Raw genomic sequence first — 19,689 nt, 5'->3', positions numbered from 1 at the left:
CGAAGGGCGCGCTCGCAAAAGCAGCGCACTATGTGGGCTCACACGGAAATGGCAGTTTCATGATTCACACAGATCTTTTTTGGAGTATTCAAGAGGGGAAATGAATTGAAAAAAATACATCCATGGCGCTTAATGCATCTCAAGGAGGATGTGTTCCATTGTGCGACATCGTTTAATTGTTTAATAGCCTTTCACGACGATTTTTACGAACATCCCGCTGAAAACGCAACCTGAAGACAATGGAGGGTGAAAATGACCAATACTTCGATCAACGTCTATAACTTTTCAACATACCACCTGACGCAGCTTAGCATTAATACTGCAATTCAACCAAATTTTAATATGGCAGGAGCTAGCGAAAGCGGCAGTTATCAACCACAAATTTCCAATGTATCTACTGCGGCATTGAACCTTGTGTCGACTACTAGTGCAAATACAAATTTCATTCAGATTGAATTCACAACATCTGGCGCAACATCTACTTATGAGGCGACATTTTACGTTGTCCTTCAACCTTTGATGGACGGCGAACCTTACACGATGTCGGTGTTCGAATCGCCTGCAACGCTGGCAAATATCCAGGACATCTTCGATCCGCCTTCTTCAAATTCCTTTGATCTCGTGCTTGTCTTCTCCGCGGGAGGGCAGATCGTGATGACGCAGCCGATGAATTTGGTGGCGCTGCCATCGGCTGCAAACACATAAGTTGCTTCTGGCAGGTGGTGTGAAATGGGCGACGGTCCTTCCGGATTTCATACAATCGTGACACCTGTCAGTGCTGATCTGTTCCAGCTTTCGGCTGGTGATGGGCGGGCATGCTGGCTGTACTTCGTGCCCGTCACATCGCCTCAACCTCCTGCGATCCCGACCATTTCGGACATCTGGAACGATCCGGCCTGGGCCGGGTGGCTGGTTTTCACCGCATTGCCCGTCACGAGCGGGCTGGCGCCGGCCTTTGTCGAAGCGGTCCAGGCGGCGGTGGTGGGCACGCAGCCGTTCGATCAATTCTTTTTCCCGATCGTTCTCTGGGTGAACGATCCGGCGACCTTTACGGCCGCCGACATCGGCAATGTTCCCATGATGGTGATCGAACACTATCTCGAATCCATTTCCCCTCCCGAATTCCAGGAGTTGTGCCGGTTTTCCTTTCCGAACGTCGATGGCGTCTTCGGCACCTTCGCGTTCGGAGGGGGGCCGTCCCTCAGCATCAGCGAGTCGCTGCCGCTGAGCCTGATCGCCAATGCGCAAGGCAATCCGGTGTTGCGGATTTGGGCGTTGCCGGTCGACGCGGACCTCGTCCAGGTCGGATGCGGCGGCGACGCGGCTCCCTGCGTCGACCATCTGCAGGACGACCTGGCATGGTCGATCGACATTCCCCTCAGCGGCCCCAACACCGGCGGCTTCTGCTTTTCCGCCGGCCTGCCGGCGAATTTTCTCATGACCCGCTTGAATCCGGGTTTTTGCTATCAGGCTGCCGCCCCGACGGCGGCACTCTGGTATCCGTTCCTCCCCCCCGAGCCGTTCCAGGATGACGGCGGCGATTCGGATACCTGCATAGCGTGCGACATCGCGATCAATCCCATCCTTGTTTCGGGCAATCACCTCCTGCTCCATCTCGACGCATCGACCTGGCCGTGTTCGCCGCAGAGCTGCGCCAACGCTGCCGGGCTCTGTTCCAGCGCCTTCATGACGCCGGGCGGCGGCAGCGTAGATCTGGTTCCCTGTTCCGGAGCTGCGGACGGCTCCCCGCTGGATGCGCTGGTGCCATCGGCCGCGGGACCTCCCGGTTTCGTGCTGGCCCAGGGGCTTGGACCGGGGGATGGCGGCGTCTATCTGGCGCCGGTCGGTCAGTTCCAGGTGGTGGCGTCGGGTGTCGGCACGCCGCCCGACACCGTCGATGTGATGGGCGGGCTGTCGGTGCAGGAGTTTCTGCGGGTCGCGGATGGGGATCGGGTCGGCTTCGCCCCCTTCCAACCCGCATCTGCCACCCCTGGCTCCCCCGCGGCGGCCCTCACGAGCGGCACTGTCACCTCCTGGATGCAATACCCGATGGACGGGACGTCCGGCGGGCAATACTTCTCGCAGTCCAGCGCCGCGACCTTCTTTGCCCTGGACGAGCTGACCGACTCGCTCGTGCCGATCAACGCGATGCTGTCGCGGTTCGCCGGAGGCGCGGCGCAATTTCCCATCGTGCCCTACGGTGGATTTGCTCCCTGGCTGACGTCGCGCGTTCTGGCCGCCGGGGTGATCCCGCCCGCCGGCGACTATCAGGCATTCGAGGCGGCGGTCTTGTCGCCGACGCGCAGCAGCCTGATCACCGCCGTTCCCGCGGGTGCGATCTTTTGTGACAACGGTACGCCGAACCTGACCACGGCAATAACCCGGCAAGGGCTGGTCGTGCAGATGGCGGGGGCCGGCAGCGAGGATCCCGCTCCCGGAAGCTGGCAGGAGCTTTGGCTTGCGGAAACCACCGGCGGCACCGATGGAACGCCTGGCGTGCCCATGCGGCTCGGGTTCACGGCGCCGGCGGGCGGGGTGATCGACTCCGCCATCAGTTCCGCCATGGTCCAGGACGGAAGTTTCGTCGTCATGACCGTCAATCCCGGCGCCGACGATTTCAGCAATGTGCTGGAGGTCGGCGGAATCAATCTGCGGTTCGACCTCTCCGGCGCTTCGCCCAACACCGGCACGATCCTGGTGTTCAAGCTGACCGACAGCGCTTCTTTCTCCGATCTCGCCGTCGCCCCCGAACGATGGACAGCGGCATCGACCCTGATCGGCGACGCCGCCACCGTGGGCGTGGTGCAGGCCCGGCTGATCGCCGCGCTGCAGCAGGCGGAGGACTATGACGGTCAGGGCGGCAACCCGTTCACCGCCTTCAACAATTTGGTCGACGATCCGACATGGACGGGACTGATCGGCTTTGACGTCGCCATCGACGGTCTGGGCATGCCGCCTGATCTGCTGATGGTGTTGGGCGGAATTTCCGGATCGCTGACGGCCCATCACGTCGGGATCCAGAGCAACACCCTGGTGCCGACCACTGCCAGCCCTGCCGCCATGATGTCGTCGCTGTTCGGGGTCATCGCCTACTCCAACGATGCGGCGGACGCCGGTGGCTCACCGCCGAACGATCCCCTGGCCTATTCGGTGCAACAGCTTCTTGTGGTGATCGAGAACACCAGCATCGCCCGCTTCAACGCCGTCATCGCGCTGACGGTCAACGAGCTGTTCGGCCGGGCCGTCGCCCTGAGGAGCGCCGGAACGCCCGGCGACAACGCCATACGGCTCAACGGCTCCTACCAGTCCCAAGGTGGGCAAGGCAGCCTAGTCTTCAACTCGACCACGCCTTTCGTCTTCGACATCGTCGCGGCTCCCCGGGCCGTCCGCATCCTCGACAGCGTGACCTTCAACAGCGCGACGCTGGCGCCCTTCGCGTCCGGCACGGCCGCGACGCCGGGCGACACCATCGTGGTGTCGCGCATGGCGCTTGGTGGACAGCTCTTCTTCGCCGCCGACCCGTTCGGCACCGTGCCGATGGATTTGTTCTCGTTCGGCAGCGGCGACCAAGGGTTGGCGTTTGACGACTTCGTTGTCGAGATCACGACGACGTTCGACGGGGCTGGCGGTTGGGTATCCACGACGTGCCAGCCCTTGCCCGATCTGCTGCAAGTGCAGTCATCGCAGCAAGCAATCCGGGAGGGCAGCCTGCTGGGCGATCTGCCGCTGAAACCCACCGGCTTTGCCTTCGCCGAAGGCGGACTCGACCTGGGGCAGACGGGTGCGGTGCCGCTGCACTGTCCGGAACTCATGACGGGGTGGCGCAGCGGCGGCACGCCAACCACGTCACCGCATGACGCCGACAACGCCGCGCTGGCGCCCTACGTGACGTCTACCCCCACCTATGCCCTGACTTTTGATCTGCCGCTGGGGACGTTGGGGGCGCTGTCGAGCATCCAGGCCACCCTCACGGCCGGTTTCTATCTTGGCTGGGGACCATCGGCGGTGGTGCCGGGCAGCGACGCGGTGTCCGTTTGGATCAAGATGCCCCAACTTACCGCCGGCTCCCAAGGGATCACACTGCAAGGCATCCTCAGCGTCGTGTTTGGCGATGCCAACTTGGTGGCGGTCCCGGTGGACGGGGAGGCAGTCTATGCACTGATGTTGAGCAACGTCCAGATCAGCCTGTTCGGCTATAAGTTTCCACCGGGAATCATGATAAATTTTCTTCTCTTCGCAGGTTCCGGCGGGGGCTCCAGCAGCAGCAACCTAGCTTGGTTTGTTTCGGCGCAGGAGACTTCATGATGATCTGGCCGTTCTATACACTCAATCAGGTGCTTCAGCTCATCAATGAGACGTGGAACACTCTCATTCCGTTATTGCCGCAGCCGCGCTGGCCGGATTTTCTGGTCACGTTGTGGAGCAGCGCAGCGCAATGGGATGGCTCACCGTCCTCGCTGCCGCCGGACAACCCCGTCATCCGGATCCCGATTGAGGAGCCTTGGAATGTTCCTGTCGGGACCGCGCTGACCATCTCCTTCACGACCGTGACCGTCATCGTCGAGATCGATTCGTAGGGTCGAGCCACTCGACCATCCCCCGAAACCACGGAGGTCATGATGCCCAAACCGCCCAGCGCCCTCAATTCAGATCGGATCAACGCAGGCTTCGTATCAAATCTCAACGCCGCCAGCGGAACTCCCCAACCGGGCTTCACCGTCAGCATCGGCGCAACCCTTGGATACAACGGCCGGCCGATCCCGATAAATTCCAACTCGTTCGAGAATTGGGAAAAGAATGGCGTCGTCTTTTCCCTCACAAATCCTATATCTGTTGGTACAATCAATGAATTTATCGAATGGGCGGCGGAAAAATTCAGTCTGACGACCCTGCAAGATAAATATAACGAAATAACTGCCGCCGTCTATCAAGAAGGCGGCATTCTGTATCAGCTCTTTGACGATTTCACCCAGGGCGAGATCATAATTACAACTTTTGATATTGACACTAAGAGTGAAACATTCAAACTTGGCGTTACCTTCAGTCTAACGAGTTTGAGTCCCAACAATGAATTGTTCGCTGGGCTGTCGCTCGATTCCATCGGTATTCTAATTTCCTACAGCGGGAAATAAATCCATCAAGTTACAATCCGGCATGGCAGGTCAGAGATGTTTGATGTTGTGATTCATATGGCGGGAAAGTTGTTTGGTATTCCCGCCACTCTCAACATTCAACTGCTTGGTGGGCCCGCTTCTTTCACGCTGACCTCCGAGCCGGTGTCCTTCTCCGAGATCTGGCAGGCGATCGACAATGAAATTCAGGACATCCTCGGCGTATCCCTGCCGGATCTGAGCGGCTCGCCGTGGAGTGTTCTTTCGGATCCGTCGTCGACGGCGACCGTGACGCCGACGCTCTGGATATCGCCGCCCGGAAGCGAAACCCGGGCGGCGGCGTTGGAGCTCGTTTTTTCGCAACCGATCCGCATCGGAGGCGCGACCGACTGCGACGGGATCATCATAACCGTCCAGCCGACCATCGAGATATTCTCGGTCTCCATCAGCTATGAGCCGGGTCAAGGCGGCGTGGCGCTGCAGGCGACGATCGCCTTTGTGCCCACCAGTGCCAGTCCAGGCGGCTCGCAGCCGCACATCGTCAGCTATCCGTTTCCATTGCCGGCTCAAGGGTCCGTCGGCGCGTTTCGGGTCAATTACCTGGGGCTGGGGCAACGCGTCGGCCCCACGGCGCCCATCCAGGGAAGCGATCCGCTGGCGGGCCTGTTCCAACAGTTGGAAACCCAACTGGCAAGCGACAATCCGAGCGAGATCCTGACCAATCTCGCCACCGAATTCTATCAGCCCGGCGGCGGCTGGTTCGTCGCGGCGGACATCAGCTACAAAGGTTGGGACCTGCGCATTGTTTTTAATGACCCTTCCTTCTACGGTCTTGAGATCACCGCCGGCGCGTCACCTTCCACGCCGTTCTCCGGTCTCCTTCTCGAAATTCTTTATCAGAAACTTGGTGATAACCTTGGCGTCTATTTCGGCGAGTTGACCTTGCCGACGGCCATGCGACGCATTCCGCTCGATGGCTTCATCTTGATCCTGCCGAGCTTTTCGATCTGGTTGTACACGAACGGCAATTTCAAGGTGAACATCGGTTGGCCGCTCGGCGGGAACTCGATTGGCCTTCAAATGGATGTCTTGACCGGTCAGGCCGGTCTCTATTTCGCGAGCCTGAGCGGTGCCGACCAGATTGCCTCGATCCCCTCGAACTACGACACGGTGCTGGAGTTCGGTATTGGCTTTTCCGTCTCGGCATCGGAAGCAATCGGCTGGAGTATTTTCAGCGCCACGGTGGACGTGACGGTGATGGCCACGCTCCAGGGGCTTCTCGCCTGGTCCTCCGATGGCCCCTCGGGCGGTCAGTTGAGCAACCTGCCCGATCTCTATTGGTTTGCCGGCACCGCATCATTGTCCCTGCTGGTGCAGGGCAGCGTCAATTTCTCGATAATTTCAGCGGCATTTTCGGTAAGCGCCAGCCTGTCGGCGGCGATCGCCTTTCAGAATGGATGCGCGACGCAGGTCACGGCGTCGGCGTCGGTCTCGGTTTCATTGTCCATCACCGTAGGGTTCTTCACGATCAGCCTGTCGTTCTCGACCACTGTCAACTACGACGCCGTCATCAACAGCGGCGCCACCGTCGTCGCCAGCGCCGCGGGGCCGAACTGGACGATAGGCGACGCGGAATTGGCGCATCTGGACCGATCGCGCCGCCGCGACCGGGCTATGACGCCGGTGTACCGGATCGTCGCGCAGGGCGCCGGCTTCGCGGTTCCTGCCCAACCGCCGGTCAGCAGCGGCGGCTCGCCCAAACCGGCGTTCACCCTGTATCTGGCCCTGCAGCCGACCATCCTCTACACCCAAGCGCAGCCGCAGATGGCGGCGGTGGTCAGCCTCGTGGCCGAAACCCCGGCGGCCGGCGCGGGCAGCCCAGGCCCCGACGCCACCGGATTTCCTGTTCTGGTCCAACAGCTTGTGCATTGGCTGATCGGCACGGTCGTCGGTTCGCCGGCGCCGGTCGTGCTGGAGGAGCAAATCAGACGGGCGTTGGCGTGGCTCGAGACGGTCGGACAAGTGGGCGGCACGGGGTATGTGGAGTTTGCAGAGAATCTCACGTCGTTCCTGGTAGAGAATCTGGAGATCACGGTTCTTCCATTGCCGATGGAAGAGAATGCCTCCTTTGGCTATGTGACCCCGATCCCCATATTGCCGGGGTTGGAGGTCGTTGTTTCGGGCGGATCACCTTCCAGCGTGATCTTCGACCAGGAATCTATGCTTCCCATCGACTACCCGGCGGAGGTGGCCGCCTATTTCAAGGCCCTCAACCCGTCGCTCGCTTCCGGGCGGCCGGCAGCCCTGACCGAGAGCGTCGGCATCGCGACGTTGGTTTTTGTCGACTATATGCTGCTGGTGGGGCGCTACGTGCTCCATGAGCTTGTCGATCTGGTGCGCACGGCCCAATCGCACCATGAGCGCGACTATCTGGAGCGGGTCGCCGGCCTGGAGGACAGGCTCAGAGACGGGGCCACCCCGGAACAGACCGTGTTCGATCTCATGGACGCCGCCATCGCGCTGGCGCCGTCGGTCACGCCGGCGCAGCTGCTCAGCGAGGTGCTCGCGTCCTTTGACTATGCGGCGGCGGCGGGGGTTGCGGCGCGGTTCATGCTGCACGGGCTTCAATTGCCGCTGCTGGACGCGCTTCCGGTGAACGCCATTGGGCACGAAGTCGGCACGATTTCCACCCAGGGCCTTTATGCGCTGACCGGCCAGCTGATCCCTGTGTCCTCGGAGAGTGAGGTGATCGAGGTCACATTGGGCGCCGCGCCGGCGGTCTCCGGGCTGCCTTGCCCGGTGGCCTTCGCCTCCCCGTCGGGTGTCACGGTCAGCCTGCCGGTGCCATCTGTCCTGCCGTCCTCGCCGGTCCCGATCCAGGCGCCTGCGGGGGAGACGTCCCCGCCACCCGGTTCCATCTCCCTGGCGGCGATGCCGGCGGTTCTGAACCTGCCATTGACGCTGACGCTCGGTAAAAGCCAAGCCTGGAGCGCCGACACCTCATCGACAAGCGTCAGCACGATCTTTTCGCTGACGGCCACGTTGCTGCAACTGATTCGGGACAACGCTGGCGCCACCCTGTTCCTGTCGCAACGGGGCGGTGCCGGCTCGCCGACCGAACCGCTGGTCGGGCGGGCGGCGCTCGCCATCCCGGTTTCACTGCAACAGGTCGTGCAGGCGACGGGAACGGGGATGGCATCGTCGCCGGGGCAAGGAGGGGGTACCCAGGTCCTGCCCCATGTCTATCAGGTCGGCGGAACCGACGAGGCGACCCGGGATCTGCTCTACCTGCTGCTCCAGGATCCGTCTTCCCTGAACGGCGCTTCGTTCAGCCTGCTCTATTCACCTCCCGGCGGCGGCGCTCTCTCGCAGGCGCTGTCCCCCGCGACGCTGCTGGTCAAGACCAATCTGACGACGATCGACACGCCGGGGAGTGGAGCCGCGACGGTCCTGCTGAACCGGCGGCGGCCCGCGCTGTTCGAGTCCGGTGGCGCCCCGATCGGAGCCGCTGGCCCCGTCAGTGCCACCCTGTCCGGCGACCCTTATGGCTTTCTCCAGCTGGTCTGGGAGCTGAGCGTCGTTCAGGCCCCCGGCTACTATCTCTACTACGCGACGGACACCCTGGGCGACCTGCCGGCGGATCTGTTCAGTGACACGGCAGCCAACCAGGCTGGGTCCGGCAGCGTGCCGTTGGCGGGCACCAGCGGCGGCGTCGCGGCGCTGACGATTCTGATCGAACTGTCCGAAACCACCGCCAGCCCCAGTTTCTCAAGCCCTGCCTTGCCGGCCTATCTCAATTCGGTGATCCTTGACGGCGTCACGGACCATCAGGTCGACGCGACGGTGCAGATCGGCGCAAGCCCGGCGACCGTCGGCGCACCGACGTGCCCGCCGGGTTCCGTCGGGTTCCTGGCCGACTGGACGGCGTGGACCGATGCCGAGGACGCCCCGATACCGGTCAACATCCTGTATCATTTGCTGCAGTACAGATTGCTGGGCTCGAAAACCTACAACGCTTCCGGCTGGAGTTTGCCGGTCGCGCCCGGGTCGATGTCCGCGTCGCCGGGGGGAACCTGGCGCTTCCAACAAACCCTGCCGCTGGCCAATTTTCTGGCAGGTCAGTCGAACCCCTACGGGGTGGTGGGCGAGCCGGCGACCTTGCAATTCCAAATCGCCGACATCTACGGGAATGCGGCGGCTGGCGACTCGCCCCTCGAAATTTCGGTGCTGCCGCTCTACAGCGATCCGCTGTGCAGTGTGACCGGCTGGCCGGGCGCGCACCTGTTCTATTCGGTCGAGCGCGGCTCGTCGACGCCGGGCATGGCGGATCTGACGTTGCGCGGTGTTTTCGACCTTTCAGCGTTGCTTCCCGACGGAGGGTCGCCCTACAGCGACGCCGTGCTGCGCAACGTCAATGGCTTGATCGCCAAGTACGAGCTGATCCGTGCACAGCTCACCGATCCCAATGTCGTGGCCACCCTCTCGACCAACCTGCTGCCGGACACGGTGCCGGCGTGGCGGATCACCGACCAGCTCGCGGCGTTTGCGGGCGAAATCCTGGTGTCGATCAAAGCGTTCTCCAGATCCTTCAATGGGGATGCGGCGATGTCGCCGGTCGTCTGGCAGAATGATTTTCCGATCGCCTACGATGATATCGTCGCGTTGACGGTCGATATCATCCCATTGACCGTGTCCGTCACCGTGGCGCGGCCGAAGGCACTGGTCGATGCCCTGGCGTTGGAAAATCTACCGGCGGCCCTGTTGGTGACGGCGGCAATTCCACCGGATCTGAGCGTGTCCGCCAAAACGGGAGACACCAGCCCGGACGGACCGCAGAGCCAATTGCGACGGTTCGCAATCCATTTTGAGTCGGCTTTCGCCGGCTTCGATGGTGGAACCGGCAAGTTGCTGCTGGCCCAACGGGCCGCCAGCGGTGCGCAACAGGGGGGCGCCGGCGCTGTTCCAAGCCTGTGGGTGGTGCGCTGGAGCGCCGTCTCCGGCCTGTCGGTCCAGTTCGGAAACGCCCCCCCGCCGGGCTCCGCCGGGCTGATCTATTTTGGTTTGGCGCCGCTTTCCACGGTGCCCATGAGCGGAACGATCGGCGCGCTTGCCTACAGCAACATCGATCTGGACGCTTGGGCCTTGCAGTTTCTCACAGCGGTCGATGGGTTTCTTACGCCGGAGATTGCGGTGTCGGCCAGGCTGCTCGATGAGGCGAATCAATCCAGCTGCCTCGATTCCATCCTGCAGGCCAAGGCCCAACTGGCCGCGGCGATCGTCGGTGGTGTCGACACCATTCTGGACTCTCAGGCGGGAGAGGGGGACATCGCACAGGCGCGGGCCGGTCTGCAACAGGCGTTGCTCACCTGCCTTTCCGATGCCTATCGGATCTCCACCATCGTGCTGGCGCAGGTCGATGTCACGATTGCGGGGACCAGCGGTGGCGATCCTGAGGGTGTCGCTCCAAGCCTCTACGGAACGGTCAGTCCGAACGGGCCGGTGGCGTCTGATGGCGCCGGTTCTGCGCAGCAATTTGCCTTTTCCAATGCCGAACTGCCCCTGAGCGCGACCAGCCCAGGTCAGTGGATGCCGATATTGGTCACTGTCAGCAATCCATTGGCGCAAAAGGTACTAGATGTTCCTCTCTACTATAATATCCCCCATCTACAGTATGACGTCGACCCAAACCAGGAATCCGATGATTACACGCCGTCATCCTGGCTGAAGTTCGTTCTGCCCAACCAGGACGAACTCTGCCCGATGATTGCGGAGTCGGCCCCGATTCCAATACCGCTTTCCTTTGAACCCGACCTGCCCGTGCTCCTGAACCAAGCCGCGGCGCCGCAGCCACCTGGTTCCGGCGCCGTGGGGGACATCGTTTCGGAAGTGATCGAATCGTACCTTTCCTGGGACTATACGGTGACGGTGCAACACGCCTGGACCGAACAACAGGACCAGTTTTTGTTTGATGCCGCTTATGATGGGATACTGCCTCCGGGTGGCGGCGGCGCCGGCGGCACCAGCTCTCCAGCCCTCGACGCGTTGTTCAGGGCGTTGGGAGCCTTCATTGCGGCCTATCCTGACATCGCCAAAGGATTCCCGGAACTCGTCGCCAACGGGCTCGGAGCCACCGCCACCGGTACGCCGCAGGCATCCTTCGATCTTCTTCAGCAGTTTGCGGCGTTGGTCTGCACCGTGGCCGACGCCTGGACGGCGCTTTTTGCCAATCCACCCGAGCAGGAGCTGGCGGCGCAGTCCGGTGTGGCGACCGTCATCGATAGCTACTGCCTGGGCCTGAGCGCGCCCGCGTCGCCGGACGCCCTGACGATCGAACTGGCCGGCAATCCGGCGGGTCGCGACGATCAGCCGCCCAGCCACTGGCCGACGGTAAATCCGGTCGTTCCAGTCGCCGTCACGACCGAATCATCCGGCGCGTCGCCAGACGGACCGAAATACTTTCATTTCATCTTCGACTCGGCGCCGGTACTGACTGTGCTCGACATCATGTGGAGCGGCCTGTCACTGGCATCCTGCCATACGGTCCAATTTCGTCTGGCGGTCCGTCGCAACGCCTCTTTGATCGAGACGGAGGCGACCAACCCTGCCTTCATCTATCAGACCAGCTCCGTGCAATTCGCCAACAGCGTCATTCCGCTGGTTACCGTGCCGCCGATCCCCACATTGCCGGCCGGCAACTCGCTTGTTGCGACGCTGAGCGACATCTTCGATGGCATCCAGGGGTTTGCCTATATGAATGTGCAGGTTCAGGTGGTGGTGAGTTATTCATACCCCGTGTGGGGCATGGTGGACATGGATTCGACGTCTCCTCTGGTTTCCCCCATGGCGTCAAGCCCGGTGCTGCTCGCCAACGACCTCAGCCTGGACCAAACGCCGGCGCTGGGGCTGGCGGCGGCCATCAGGGACTGGCTGGAAGGCAATACGCTGCCCACATCGGGAAGCGTGCTCAGCTTGAATCTCACGGTATCCAGGCTTATAGCCGGTCAGATGCTTCCCGTTCTAATGTTTCAAGCGGTTCCGTTCAATGTCGAGCCGCGCGGCAGCTCGTGGTGGAACAGCGGGAACAGCGGTTGATCCAGAGGCTCCACGGGCAGGGACAATCACCAATGATCGACCATCAGACTTGGGACGGGAACAAGGAACTGCTGGACCGGCCTCAAACGGGTCGGCCCGACCCCAAGTTGATGCAAGTCAAGGACGGACCGTTCCATAGGGTGGACACGGCTCGCAAAGCGACCGGCACCGAGCTGATTTCCTGCCTGATGGTGACGCGGAACCGCTTCCCCTTGGCGCGGCTGGCGGTCGAATGTTTTCGCCGCCAAACCTATGAGCCACGGGAATTGATCGTCATCGACGATAGCCATGATGACCAGCTTGTCCGCTATCTTGCGAAGTTGGGTGATTCCCGGATCCGGGTCGAACGTGCCGCCGTTCCGGCTCCGACTTTGGGTGAGGCGCGCAATCGTTCACTTGCACTTGCGACCGGCCCCTATGCCTGCCAATGGGACGATGACGATCTCTATGATCCGCGTCGTCTGGAATGCCAGATGGAGGCTTTGGTCGCCAGTGGCGCCCAAGCCTGCATGTTAAGCAATTGGATCTTCTGGTGGGTGGATCAAAGCTGGGTCGGTATCTCCGGTCGTCGTGCCTGGGAAGGATCAATTCTGTGCGAAAAGACCTTGCTCGCCTACCCGGCTTTGGTGCGTGGCGAGGACACGGTTGCGACTACACGTCTGGAGCGCAGCGCACGGGTCGTTCTGCTGAAGATGCCACGACTCTATACTTATATTGTACACGGCAAGAACACGTATGATAGCGAGCATTTCAAGCGGACCTGGAATAATTGCCGGCCTCGTTGGACCGGACTCCCGGCTGCTAACGTGCTTCGGGCTCTCGGCGAGTCCATAGCCATCGATGACTATGTCGAAGGCGTGAGACGCCTGAGAGGCCAGCAGGAAGTCGACAGGGGTTCTGTTGACGCAACCGTCTCGCTTACCGTCGGATCCGCAAGGTCGGCACCCCAGGACGTGAAGGTCGCGCTCGACAATGATGTCCCCCTGCCGACAGCACCGGTGGTGGCGATGATTGATGGGCCAATTGCGCCGGATGCGCCAGACTGGCCGCTGATGATCGAAAGCGTTCTAGGGTCACAACCGGGCATCATGATAGACTTGCGCCTCGATGCCGATAAATTCCGTCCATCATGCTGGGACCAGCTTTCGTTGTCAGGCCATGTCCGTGCGATCTGGGTGCAACTGAGTGCGACCTGTGCGGAAACCTATAATCGGGTACGTCCCGCCGGTGATTTTTCCCGAACTCTCGCGTTGCTGGAATATTGTCGGAGCAAACGCGATGTGGGTGAGATCGGTTTCTTCGGCATCGAGTTCATTGTTCACGCTCTCAATTTCCGCGACATTCCCCGGATGGTCGTCTGGGGAGAGGCACTTGATCTTGATCTGATTCGGTTCCGTCGGCCCGCCGAGAGGGACGAGCTGCCGGCCGTTGCCATGGATGTCGTCACCCCATCCCATCCGGATTACCCGTCGTTGCGGTTGATGATCGACGCCGGATGCTTTGCGCACTCCATCGTCGATGCGGACGACCTTCTGGCATCCGTCCACAACGGCAATCTGAACTGATGGTGTGGATGCCCCCCTATCCTCGGCATCGGAGTGTGCCAGGATGCGGTGTTTGTCTGACATTGCAATGGAGGGCAGCATGGCCGAGACCTATCTGGTGGCGATCGATCTGGGGAAGCGGCATTTTCAGGTATGCGCGACGGACGACGTTGGTGCACAAATCGGCAGACTGGCAATCGAAGAGGGCTGCGGGTAAAGGATTGGCCCCTTCTGGAGCCGAGAGCTGGATGCCGTACAAGGCGAACGAAAGCCGTCGTCACAAGATCCCGAAGGCCCGCTATCGGGTTGAGAACTGGGCAGCTTACGATGCGGCGCTGCGCCGACGCGGAGACCTGACCATCTGGGTGACGCCGGAGGCGATCGCCGCGTGGACGCCACCCGCCACGGGGCGGCGTGGCCGGCCTTCCCGCTACGCGGACATCGCGGTCGAAGCCGGGCTGATGCTGCGCTTGGCGTTCGGCCGGCCGTGGCGGCAGACCGAGGGCTTACTGGGCTCGCTCATGCGCCTGCTCGGCTTGGAACTGTCGGTCCCGGACCACACGGCGTTTTCCCGGCGCAGCGCCAAGCTGGAGGTGGCGTCGGCCCTGGCGGCGACGGACGGGCCGGCCACCGTGGTCATCGACTCCACCGGGCTGAAGGTGTTCGGCAAGGGCGAGTGGCACTTGGAGAGGCACCGCGGCCAAGCGCGTCGGAGTTGGCGGAAATTGCATCTGGGCGTCGATCCCACGACCGGCGCGATCCTCGCCTCGGAGCTGACGAGCAACGAGGAGGGCGACGCCTCGCTGGTCGGGCCGCTGCTCGACCAAATCACCTGCCCGATCGGTACGGTCCTGGCGGACGGCGCGTACGATGGCGAGCCCGTCTATCGTGCCATCGCCGAGCGTGCCGCGGACGCCGAAGTGATCATCCCGCCGCGCGCGACCGCGGCGCCGAGCGACACCGCCGACACGGTTCCCACCCGGCGTGACCGCCACATCCAGACGATCAAGGAGCGTGGTCGGCGGGGCTGGCAACGGACCGTCCACTACGGACGGCGATCTCTCGTTGAGGTGGCCATGCTCCGGTACAAAGTTCTCATCGGACGCAGCCTGCGCGCTCGGACTCTGCCCGCACAGAAAGCCGAGGCTCGGGCCGCCTGCGCCGTCATCAATCGGATGACTGAACCGTCCCGGGTTTCCTGGAGGCCATTTGTGTTGAGTCACGCCGCCATGGCGACGTCCTCGACTTGAGCATAGTAGCGTGCTTCGGCCTCGGCGGGAGGTATATTGCCGATGGGTTCGAGGAGGCGGCGGTGATTGAACCAGTCGACCCATTCCAGGGTTGCGAACTCGACGGCCTCCAGGGTGTGCCATGGTCCCCGGCGGCGGATCACCTCGGTCTTGTAGAGGCCATTGATGGTCTCGGCCAAGGCGTTGTCGTAGGAATCGCCGACGCTGCCCACGGAGGGCTCGACGCCGGCTTCGGTGAGACGCTCGGTGTAGCGGATCGCAACGTATTGCGATCCGCTATCGGAGTGATGGATGAGGCCACTGCCCTTGGCAGGCCGGCGGTCGTGAAGTGCCTGTTCGAGCGCATCCAGAACGAAGCCGGCATGGGCTGTGCTGGACACCCGCCAGCCGACGATGCGGCGCGCGAAGGCGTCGATGACGAAGGCTACGTAGACGAAGCCCTGCCATGTCGATACGTACGTGAAATCAGCCAACCACAAGGCGTTCGGACGCGGCGCCTGGAACTGCCGGTTCACCCGGTCAGCAGAGCACGGCGCCGCCCGGTCGCTGATCGTGGTGCGCACCGCCTTGCCGCGCGTTGCCCCCTTCAGGCCCATCTGGCGCATTAGCCGGGCCACCGTGCAGCGTGCCACGTCGATGCCCTCCCGCCCCAACTGCCGCCAGACCTTGCGTACCCCATAGACCTGGAAGTTCGCGTCCCAGACCCGCCGGATAGCCCCACTCAGCTCGGCGTCGCTTCGCGAGCGGGCCGGCGCCTTGGACGGATCGGCCTGTCGGGCGGCATGGGCGTAATAGGTGGACGGGGCGATCGGCAGCACTCGGCAGATCGGCTCGACCCCGTGAACGGCGCGGTGCGCGTCGATGAAGGCGATCATTTCCGGAACGGGCGGTCGAGCTCCGCCTGGGCGAAATACGCCGACGCCTTGCGTAGGATCTCGTTCGCTTGGCGCAGTTCCCGCACCTCACGTTCCAGCGCCTTGATCCGCTCCTGCTCATCCGTCGTCGGGCCAGGCCGCTTGCCTTGGTCGCGCTCAGCCTGCCGGACCCAGCCCCGCAACGTCTCCGCTGTGCAGCCGATCTTCGCCGCGATCGAGCCGATCGCCGCCCACTGCGAGGCGTGATCCCCCTCGTGTTCGAACACCATCCGAACCGCGCGTTCGCGGACTTCAGGAGCGTATTTGCGTGATGCCGCTTTCGTCATGATGACCCCAGTCTCTCAAGAAACGGAGCCTCCGACAAACCCGGCGCGGTTCAGGCGTCACCCGCCCAACAAACCACGATACAGAGCTTCAATGAGGCCTGGGCGTTTCCGTCCAGGAAGGGCTGCGCTTGCTCAGCAGGATGGACGCGTTGGCGCCGTTGCTTCAATGAGGCCTGGGCGTTTCCGTCCAGGAAGGGACCATCACGCGGGCAGCGATCGGCGCCGGCGACGAGCTTCAATGAGGCCTGGGCGTTTCCGTCCAGGAAGGGGCGGAACCATCGGCGCTAACTCCACCATCGCCAACCCGACGCTTCAATGAGGCCTGGGCGTTTCCGTCCAGGAAGGGGGGGTAATAGGCGGCGGTCATGAGGGGGCCTTTCTAGAGCTTCAATGAGGCCTGGGCGTTTCCGTCCAGGAAGGGGCCACCGATTTGAAAGCTGGCAGGGCGTCTGCCGCGATGCTTCAATGAGGCCTGGGCGTTTCCGTCCAGGAAGGGATGCGCCAGCGGAGTTTGTTCTGCGTCCTTTTGTCGATGCTTCAATGAGGCCTGGGCGTTTCCGTCCAGGAAGGGCGGGTTCCTCCGGCTCGGCCAGCCCGAGCCCAACCGGCTTCAATGAGGCCTGGGCGTTTCCGTCCAGGAAGGGCGCCAGTAGATGCGCGTTGCAGCATGTATCCAGAAGGCTTCAATGAGGCCTGGGCGTTTCCGTCCAGGAAGGGTCTTCGGCCTGCGGCGCCTCGGCAACCGGAGCAGCTGGCGCTTCAATGAGGCCTGGGCGTTTCCGTCCAGGAAGGGGAGTTGTACTTCGAAGCCGGCAAGGCCCTGCCGCTGTGGCTTCAATGAGGCCTGGGCGTTTCCGTCCAGGAAGGGCCCTCTCCCTGTTCGTCATGAACGTCGGGCCGGGCCAGCTTCAATGAGGCCTGGGCGTTTCCGTCCAGGAAGGGAAAGCCCAGCATGGCAGGATCAGCTCAGCGACAACTGGCTTTAATGAGGCCTGGGCGTTTCCGTCCAGGAAGGGCCTTTCCGGTGACGCTGCCATCCGCCACAAGCACTACGCTTCAATGAGGCCTGGGCGTTTCCGTCCAGGAAGGGGAGTGCGTGACCACGGCGGGCGGCACGACCATCACGGCGCTTCAATGAGGCCTGGGCGTTTCCGTCCAGGAAGGGATCGGACGAGGCGCTGGCGCACCTGAAGTCATGGCTGCTTCAATGAGGCCTGGGCGTTTCCGTCCAGGAAGGGCGGCGCCGATGCCGATCCGGCGATCAGGACGGTCTATCCGGCTTCAATGAGGCCTGGGCGTTTCCGTCCAGGAAGGGGATGACGTGGACATCCAGGGACCGCGCCAGCCGCTTGCTTCAATGAGGCCTGGGCGTTTCCGTCCAGGAAGGGTGCCGACCTGCTGTGCGAGTTACAGATGCCGATATTTGCTTCAATGAGGCCTGGGCGTTTCCGTCCAGGAAGGGAAGATCGACCTGTGCCGTCTGGCGCGGGAAGGGGCGCTGGCTTCAATGAGGCCTGGGCGTTTCCGTCCAGGAAGGGGCGCGCGCCGCCAAGCCGATCGCCGCCGTGCTCGATGGCTTCAATGAGGCCTGGGCGTTTCCGTCCAGGAAGGGCTTCTTCTGCGCCCGCAGCTCCTTCTGCGCCCGCTCGGGCTTCAATGAGGCCTGGGCGTTTCCGTCCAGGAAGGGCTGCGATCCGACGTGACGTTCGCCGCCCGTGTGGAAGCTTCAATGAGGCCTGGGCGTTTCCGTCCAGGAAGGGAACCCGATAGCATCCCGAGAGAGACCTCCGTTGTTTGGCTTCAATGAGGCCTGGGCGTTTCCGTCCAGGAAGGGCTGCCGCACGGGTGACGGTGGAGCCGACAGTCTTGGTGGCTTCAATGAGGCCTGGGCGTTTCCGTCCAGGAAGGGCGGCGGTGGCACAGAGGATCGGGTGCGGAACTTCCGTCGCTTCAATGAGGCCTGGGCGTTTCCGTCCAGGAAGGGGCATCGCCGTCGACGCCGGCCGGCCGGCCGCGGCGCGTCCTTCAATGAGGCCTGGGCGTTTCCGTCCAGGAAGGGCATGCCGGCGATGCTGACCATCATCCGTGTCGGTCGGCCTTCAATGAGGCCTGGGCGTTTCCGTCCAGGAAGGGCGACACTTCCAAGGGGGTTGCCACCATGAGAACAGTGCCCCTTCAATGAGGCCTGGGCGTTTCCGTCCAGGAAGGGGCTATAATCGGGGTAACGTCGTTTAGGGGTCCTCTCCTTCAATGAGGCCTGGGCGTTTCCGTCCAGGAAGGGTCATGTCGGACTTCGACGCGCGGCTCCGGAACGAGGCCTTCAATGAGGCCTGGGCGTTTCCGTCCAGGAAGGGCCGTGTAGGTGACGCCGGAGACCACAGAAGTGGTTGTCCTTCAATGAGGCCTGGGCGTTTCCGTCCAGGAAGGGCGGGGAGTCCATCTTTGTTGCGGTCCCGGCTACCGGCCTCAATGAGGCCTGGGCGTTTCCGTCCAGGAAGGGGGTGCCATCCCTTGCACCATGACGCGACGCCAGCCCGCCTTCAATGAGGCCTGGGCGTTTCCGTCCAGGAAGGGCGGCCAACCTGCAATACGGCCTGAAGACCGCCAGCCCTGCTTCAATGAGGCCTGGGCGTTTCCGTCCAGGAAGGGCCGTGGCTTGGCGGATCAGGCGGACGGCTTCGGAGGGCTTCAATGAGGCCTGGGCGTTTCCGTCCAGGAAGGGGCTCCAGTCCGGGTGTGTTGGCCTTCAGGTGTCCGGCTTCAATGAGGCCTGGGCGTTTCCGTCCAGGAAGGGAACCACCGGGCGGGACTCCTGCGCGGCGGGACGTGAAGCTTCAATGAGGCCTGGGCGTTTCCGTCCAGGAAGGGGGGTCGGTCATGGCGGCCTCAGGCGGGGGGGTGGTGGCTTCAATGAGGCCTGGGCGTTTCCGTCCAGGAAGGGGGCCACCACTCTACCCTCTTATTTTATAGCCGAAAACGACGCGGACTTCGAGGGGTATCGCATTTCCTGGATCGCCAAGCCTGATTCTGATCCACATTCGTTCTTCACGATGTCAAAGAACCGAGTGCGGGCAACCACTTGGCAAATTCGAGCGGTGCCGGCATTTTCATGCGTGCTGGACCCCTCGCAAAAAGGGGCGGCGAACATCCAGCATAGCATCATCCACCATGTTCACACCACGATCGCCTCGCGCCGGATCGTGTCGAATGGACGGCCAAGGCTCTCTATTCGCAAATCCACTGTTTCAGCCGGACCGATGTCCATGATCAGGACATGATCCTCCGACGGCTTGATCAGACCGTCCAGTCGGGCGCCCAAGGCTGCTCGACGGCGCGGGGTCAGGCGGCATTGGAATACCGAAAGCTGAAGCCAGCGGCCGTACCCCTCCATCGCCTTGAATACCCGCCGCCCCCGTTTCGGGTCGCCGATGTCGTAGGTCACGATGTAAAGACGCTCGTTGCCAGCCATCGGCAGCCTCTCTCGCTTATCG

General features: G+C 62.5%; 9 protein-coding genes, 1 CRISPR repeat array and 1 other annotated feature. Of the genes, 7 read left to right on the top strand and 2 right to left on the bottom strand.

Annotated features, from left to right (window positions below; translation table 11 throughout):
• The first annotated feature begins 252 nt into the window (after nucleotides 1-252).
• The 7 genes from I71_RS37560 to I71_RS19255 all read left to right on the top strand — a co-directional run bounded on the left by I71_RS37560 (nucleotide 253) and on the right by I71_RS19255 (nucleotide 14,997).
• Nucleotides 253-705 (top strand): hypothetical protein, encoded by a 453-nt coding sequence (locus I71_RS37560; protein WP_148294288.1) that lies wholly within the window; start codon nucleotides 253-255, stop codon nucleotides 703-705.
• A 24-nt stretch (nucleotides 706-729) separates the two neighbouring features.
• Nucleotides 730-4,305 (top strand): hypothetical protein, encoded by a 3,576-nt coding sequence (locus I71_RS19280; protein WP_148294287.1) that lies wholly within the window; start codon nucleotides 730-732, stop codon nucleotides 4,303-4,305.
• Nucleotides 4,302-4,577, top strand: a complete 276-nt coding sequence (locus tag I71_RS19275) for a hypothetical protein (protein ID WP_148294286.1) — start codon at nucleotides 4,302-4,304, stop codon at nucleotides 4,575-4,577. Before I71_RS19280 ends, I71_RS19275 begins: the two co-directional genes overlap by 4 nt.
• A 39-nt stretch (nucleotides 4,578-4,616) precedes the next feature.
• Complete coding sequence (locus I71_RS19270; RefSeq protein WP_042696624.1) at nucleotides 4,617-5,132, top strand: hypothetical protein; 516 nt, start codon at nucleotides 4,617-4,619, stop codon at nucleotides 5,130-5,132.
• 36 nt (nucleotides 5,133-5,168) lie between these two features.
• The gene (locus I71_RS19265; protein ID WP_148294285.1) at nucleotides 5,169-12,203 is read left to right on the top strand and encodes a hypothetical protein; all 7,035 of its coding nucleotides are present in this window, start codon (nucleotides 5,169-5,171) and stop codon (nucleotides 12,201-12,203) included.
• 32 nt (nucleotides 12,204-12,235) lie between these two features.
• Nucleotides 12,236-13,768 (top strand): glycosyltransferase family A protein, encoded by a 1,533-nt coding sequence (locus I71_RS19260; RefSeq protein ID WP_042696620.1) that lies wholly within the window; start codon nucleotides 12,236-12,238, stop codon nucleotides 13,766-13,768.
• A 227-nt stretch (nucleotides 13,769-13,995) separates the two neighbouring features.
• Nucleotides 13,996-14,997 (top strand): IS5 family transposase, encoded by a 1,002-nt coding sequence (locus tag I71_RS19255; protein ID WP_042696618.1) that lies wholly within the window; start codon nucleotides 13,996-13,998, stop codon nucleotides 14,995-14,997.
• On the opposite strand, the gene I71_RS19250 is transcribed toward I71_RS19255, so the two are convergent.
• Nucleotides 14,967-16,198 (bottom strand): IS3 family transposase gene (locus I71_RS19250; RefSeq protein ID WP_375731208.1). Its coding sequence is split into 2 segments (ribosomal slippage): nucleotides 14,967-15,901 and nucleotides 15,901-16,198, totalling 1,233 coding nucleotides; the frame shifts between segments, so codons are not numbered across the junction. The genes I71_RS19255 and I71_RS19250 overlap by 31 nt on opposite strands.
• Nucleotides 15,798-15,914, bottom strand: a sequence feature (AL1L pseudoknot). It overlaps the preceding gene by 117 nt.
• A gap of 85 nt (nucleotides 16,199-16,283) precedes the next feature.
• Nucleotides 16,284-19,139: direct repeats of the CRISPR family, unit length 37 nt; unit sequence GCTTCAATGAGGCCTGGGCGTTTCCGTCCAGGAAGGG.
• A 231-nt stretch (nucleotides 19,140-19,370) separates the two neighbouring features.
• On the bottom strand, nucleotides 19,371-19,689 hold a 319-nt coding region (gene cas2 / locus I71_RS19240; protein ID WP_375731207.1), incomplete at its 5' end, for a CRISPR-associated endonuclease Cas2.

Source organism: Azospirillum sp. B506, from assembly GCF_000333595.1.
Classification (GTDB): domain Bacteria; phylum Pseudomonadota; class Alphaproteobacteria; order Azospirillales; family Azospirillaceae; genus Azospirillum.
Note: the sequence above shows the minus strand (reverse complement) of the source record. Positions and strands in the feature narration are given on the sequence as shown.

What these genes read in the sequence shown, in the direction of transcription:
- I71_RS37560 (WP_148294288.1), top strand. Translation starts at nt 253, where the DNA reads ATGACCAATACTTCGATCAACGTCTATAACTTTTCAACATACCACCTG.
- I71_RS19280 (WP_148294287.1), top strand. Translation starts at nt 730, where the DNA reads ATGGGCGACGGTCCTTCCGGATTTCATACAATCGTGACACCTGTCAGT.
- I71_RS19275 (WP_148294286.1), top strand. Translation starts at nt 4,302, where the DNA reads ATGATGATCTGGCCGTTCTATACACTCAATCAGGTGCTTCAGCTCATC.
- I71_RS19270 (WP_042696624.1), top strand. Translation starts at nt 4,617, where the DNA reads ATGATGCCCAAACCGCCCAGCGCCCTCAATTCAGATCGGATCAACGCA.
- I71_RS19265 (WP_148294285.1), top strand. Translation starts at nt 5,169, where the DNA reads ATGTTTGATGTTGTGATTCATATGGCGGGAAAGTTGTTTGGTATTCCC.
- I71_RS19260 (WP_042696620.1), top strand. Translation starts at nt 12,236, where the DNA reads ATGATCGACCATCAGACTTGGGACGGGAACAAGGAACTGCTGGACCGG.
- I71_RS19255 (WP_042696618.1), top strand. Translation starts at nt 13,996, where the DNA reads ATGCCGTACAAGGCGAACGAAAGCCGTCGTCACAAGATCCCGAAGGCC.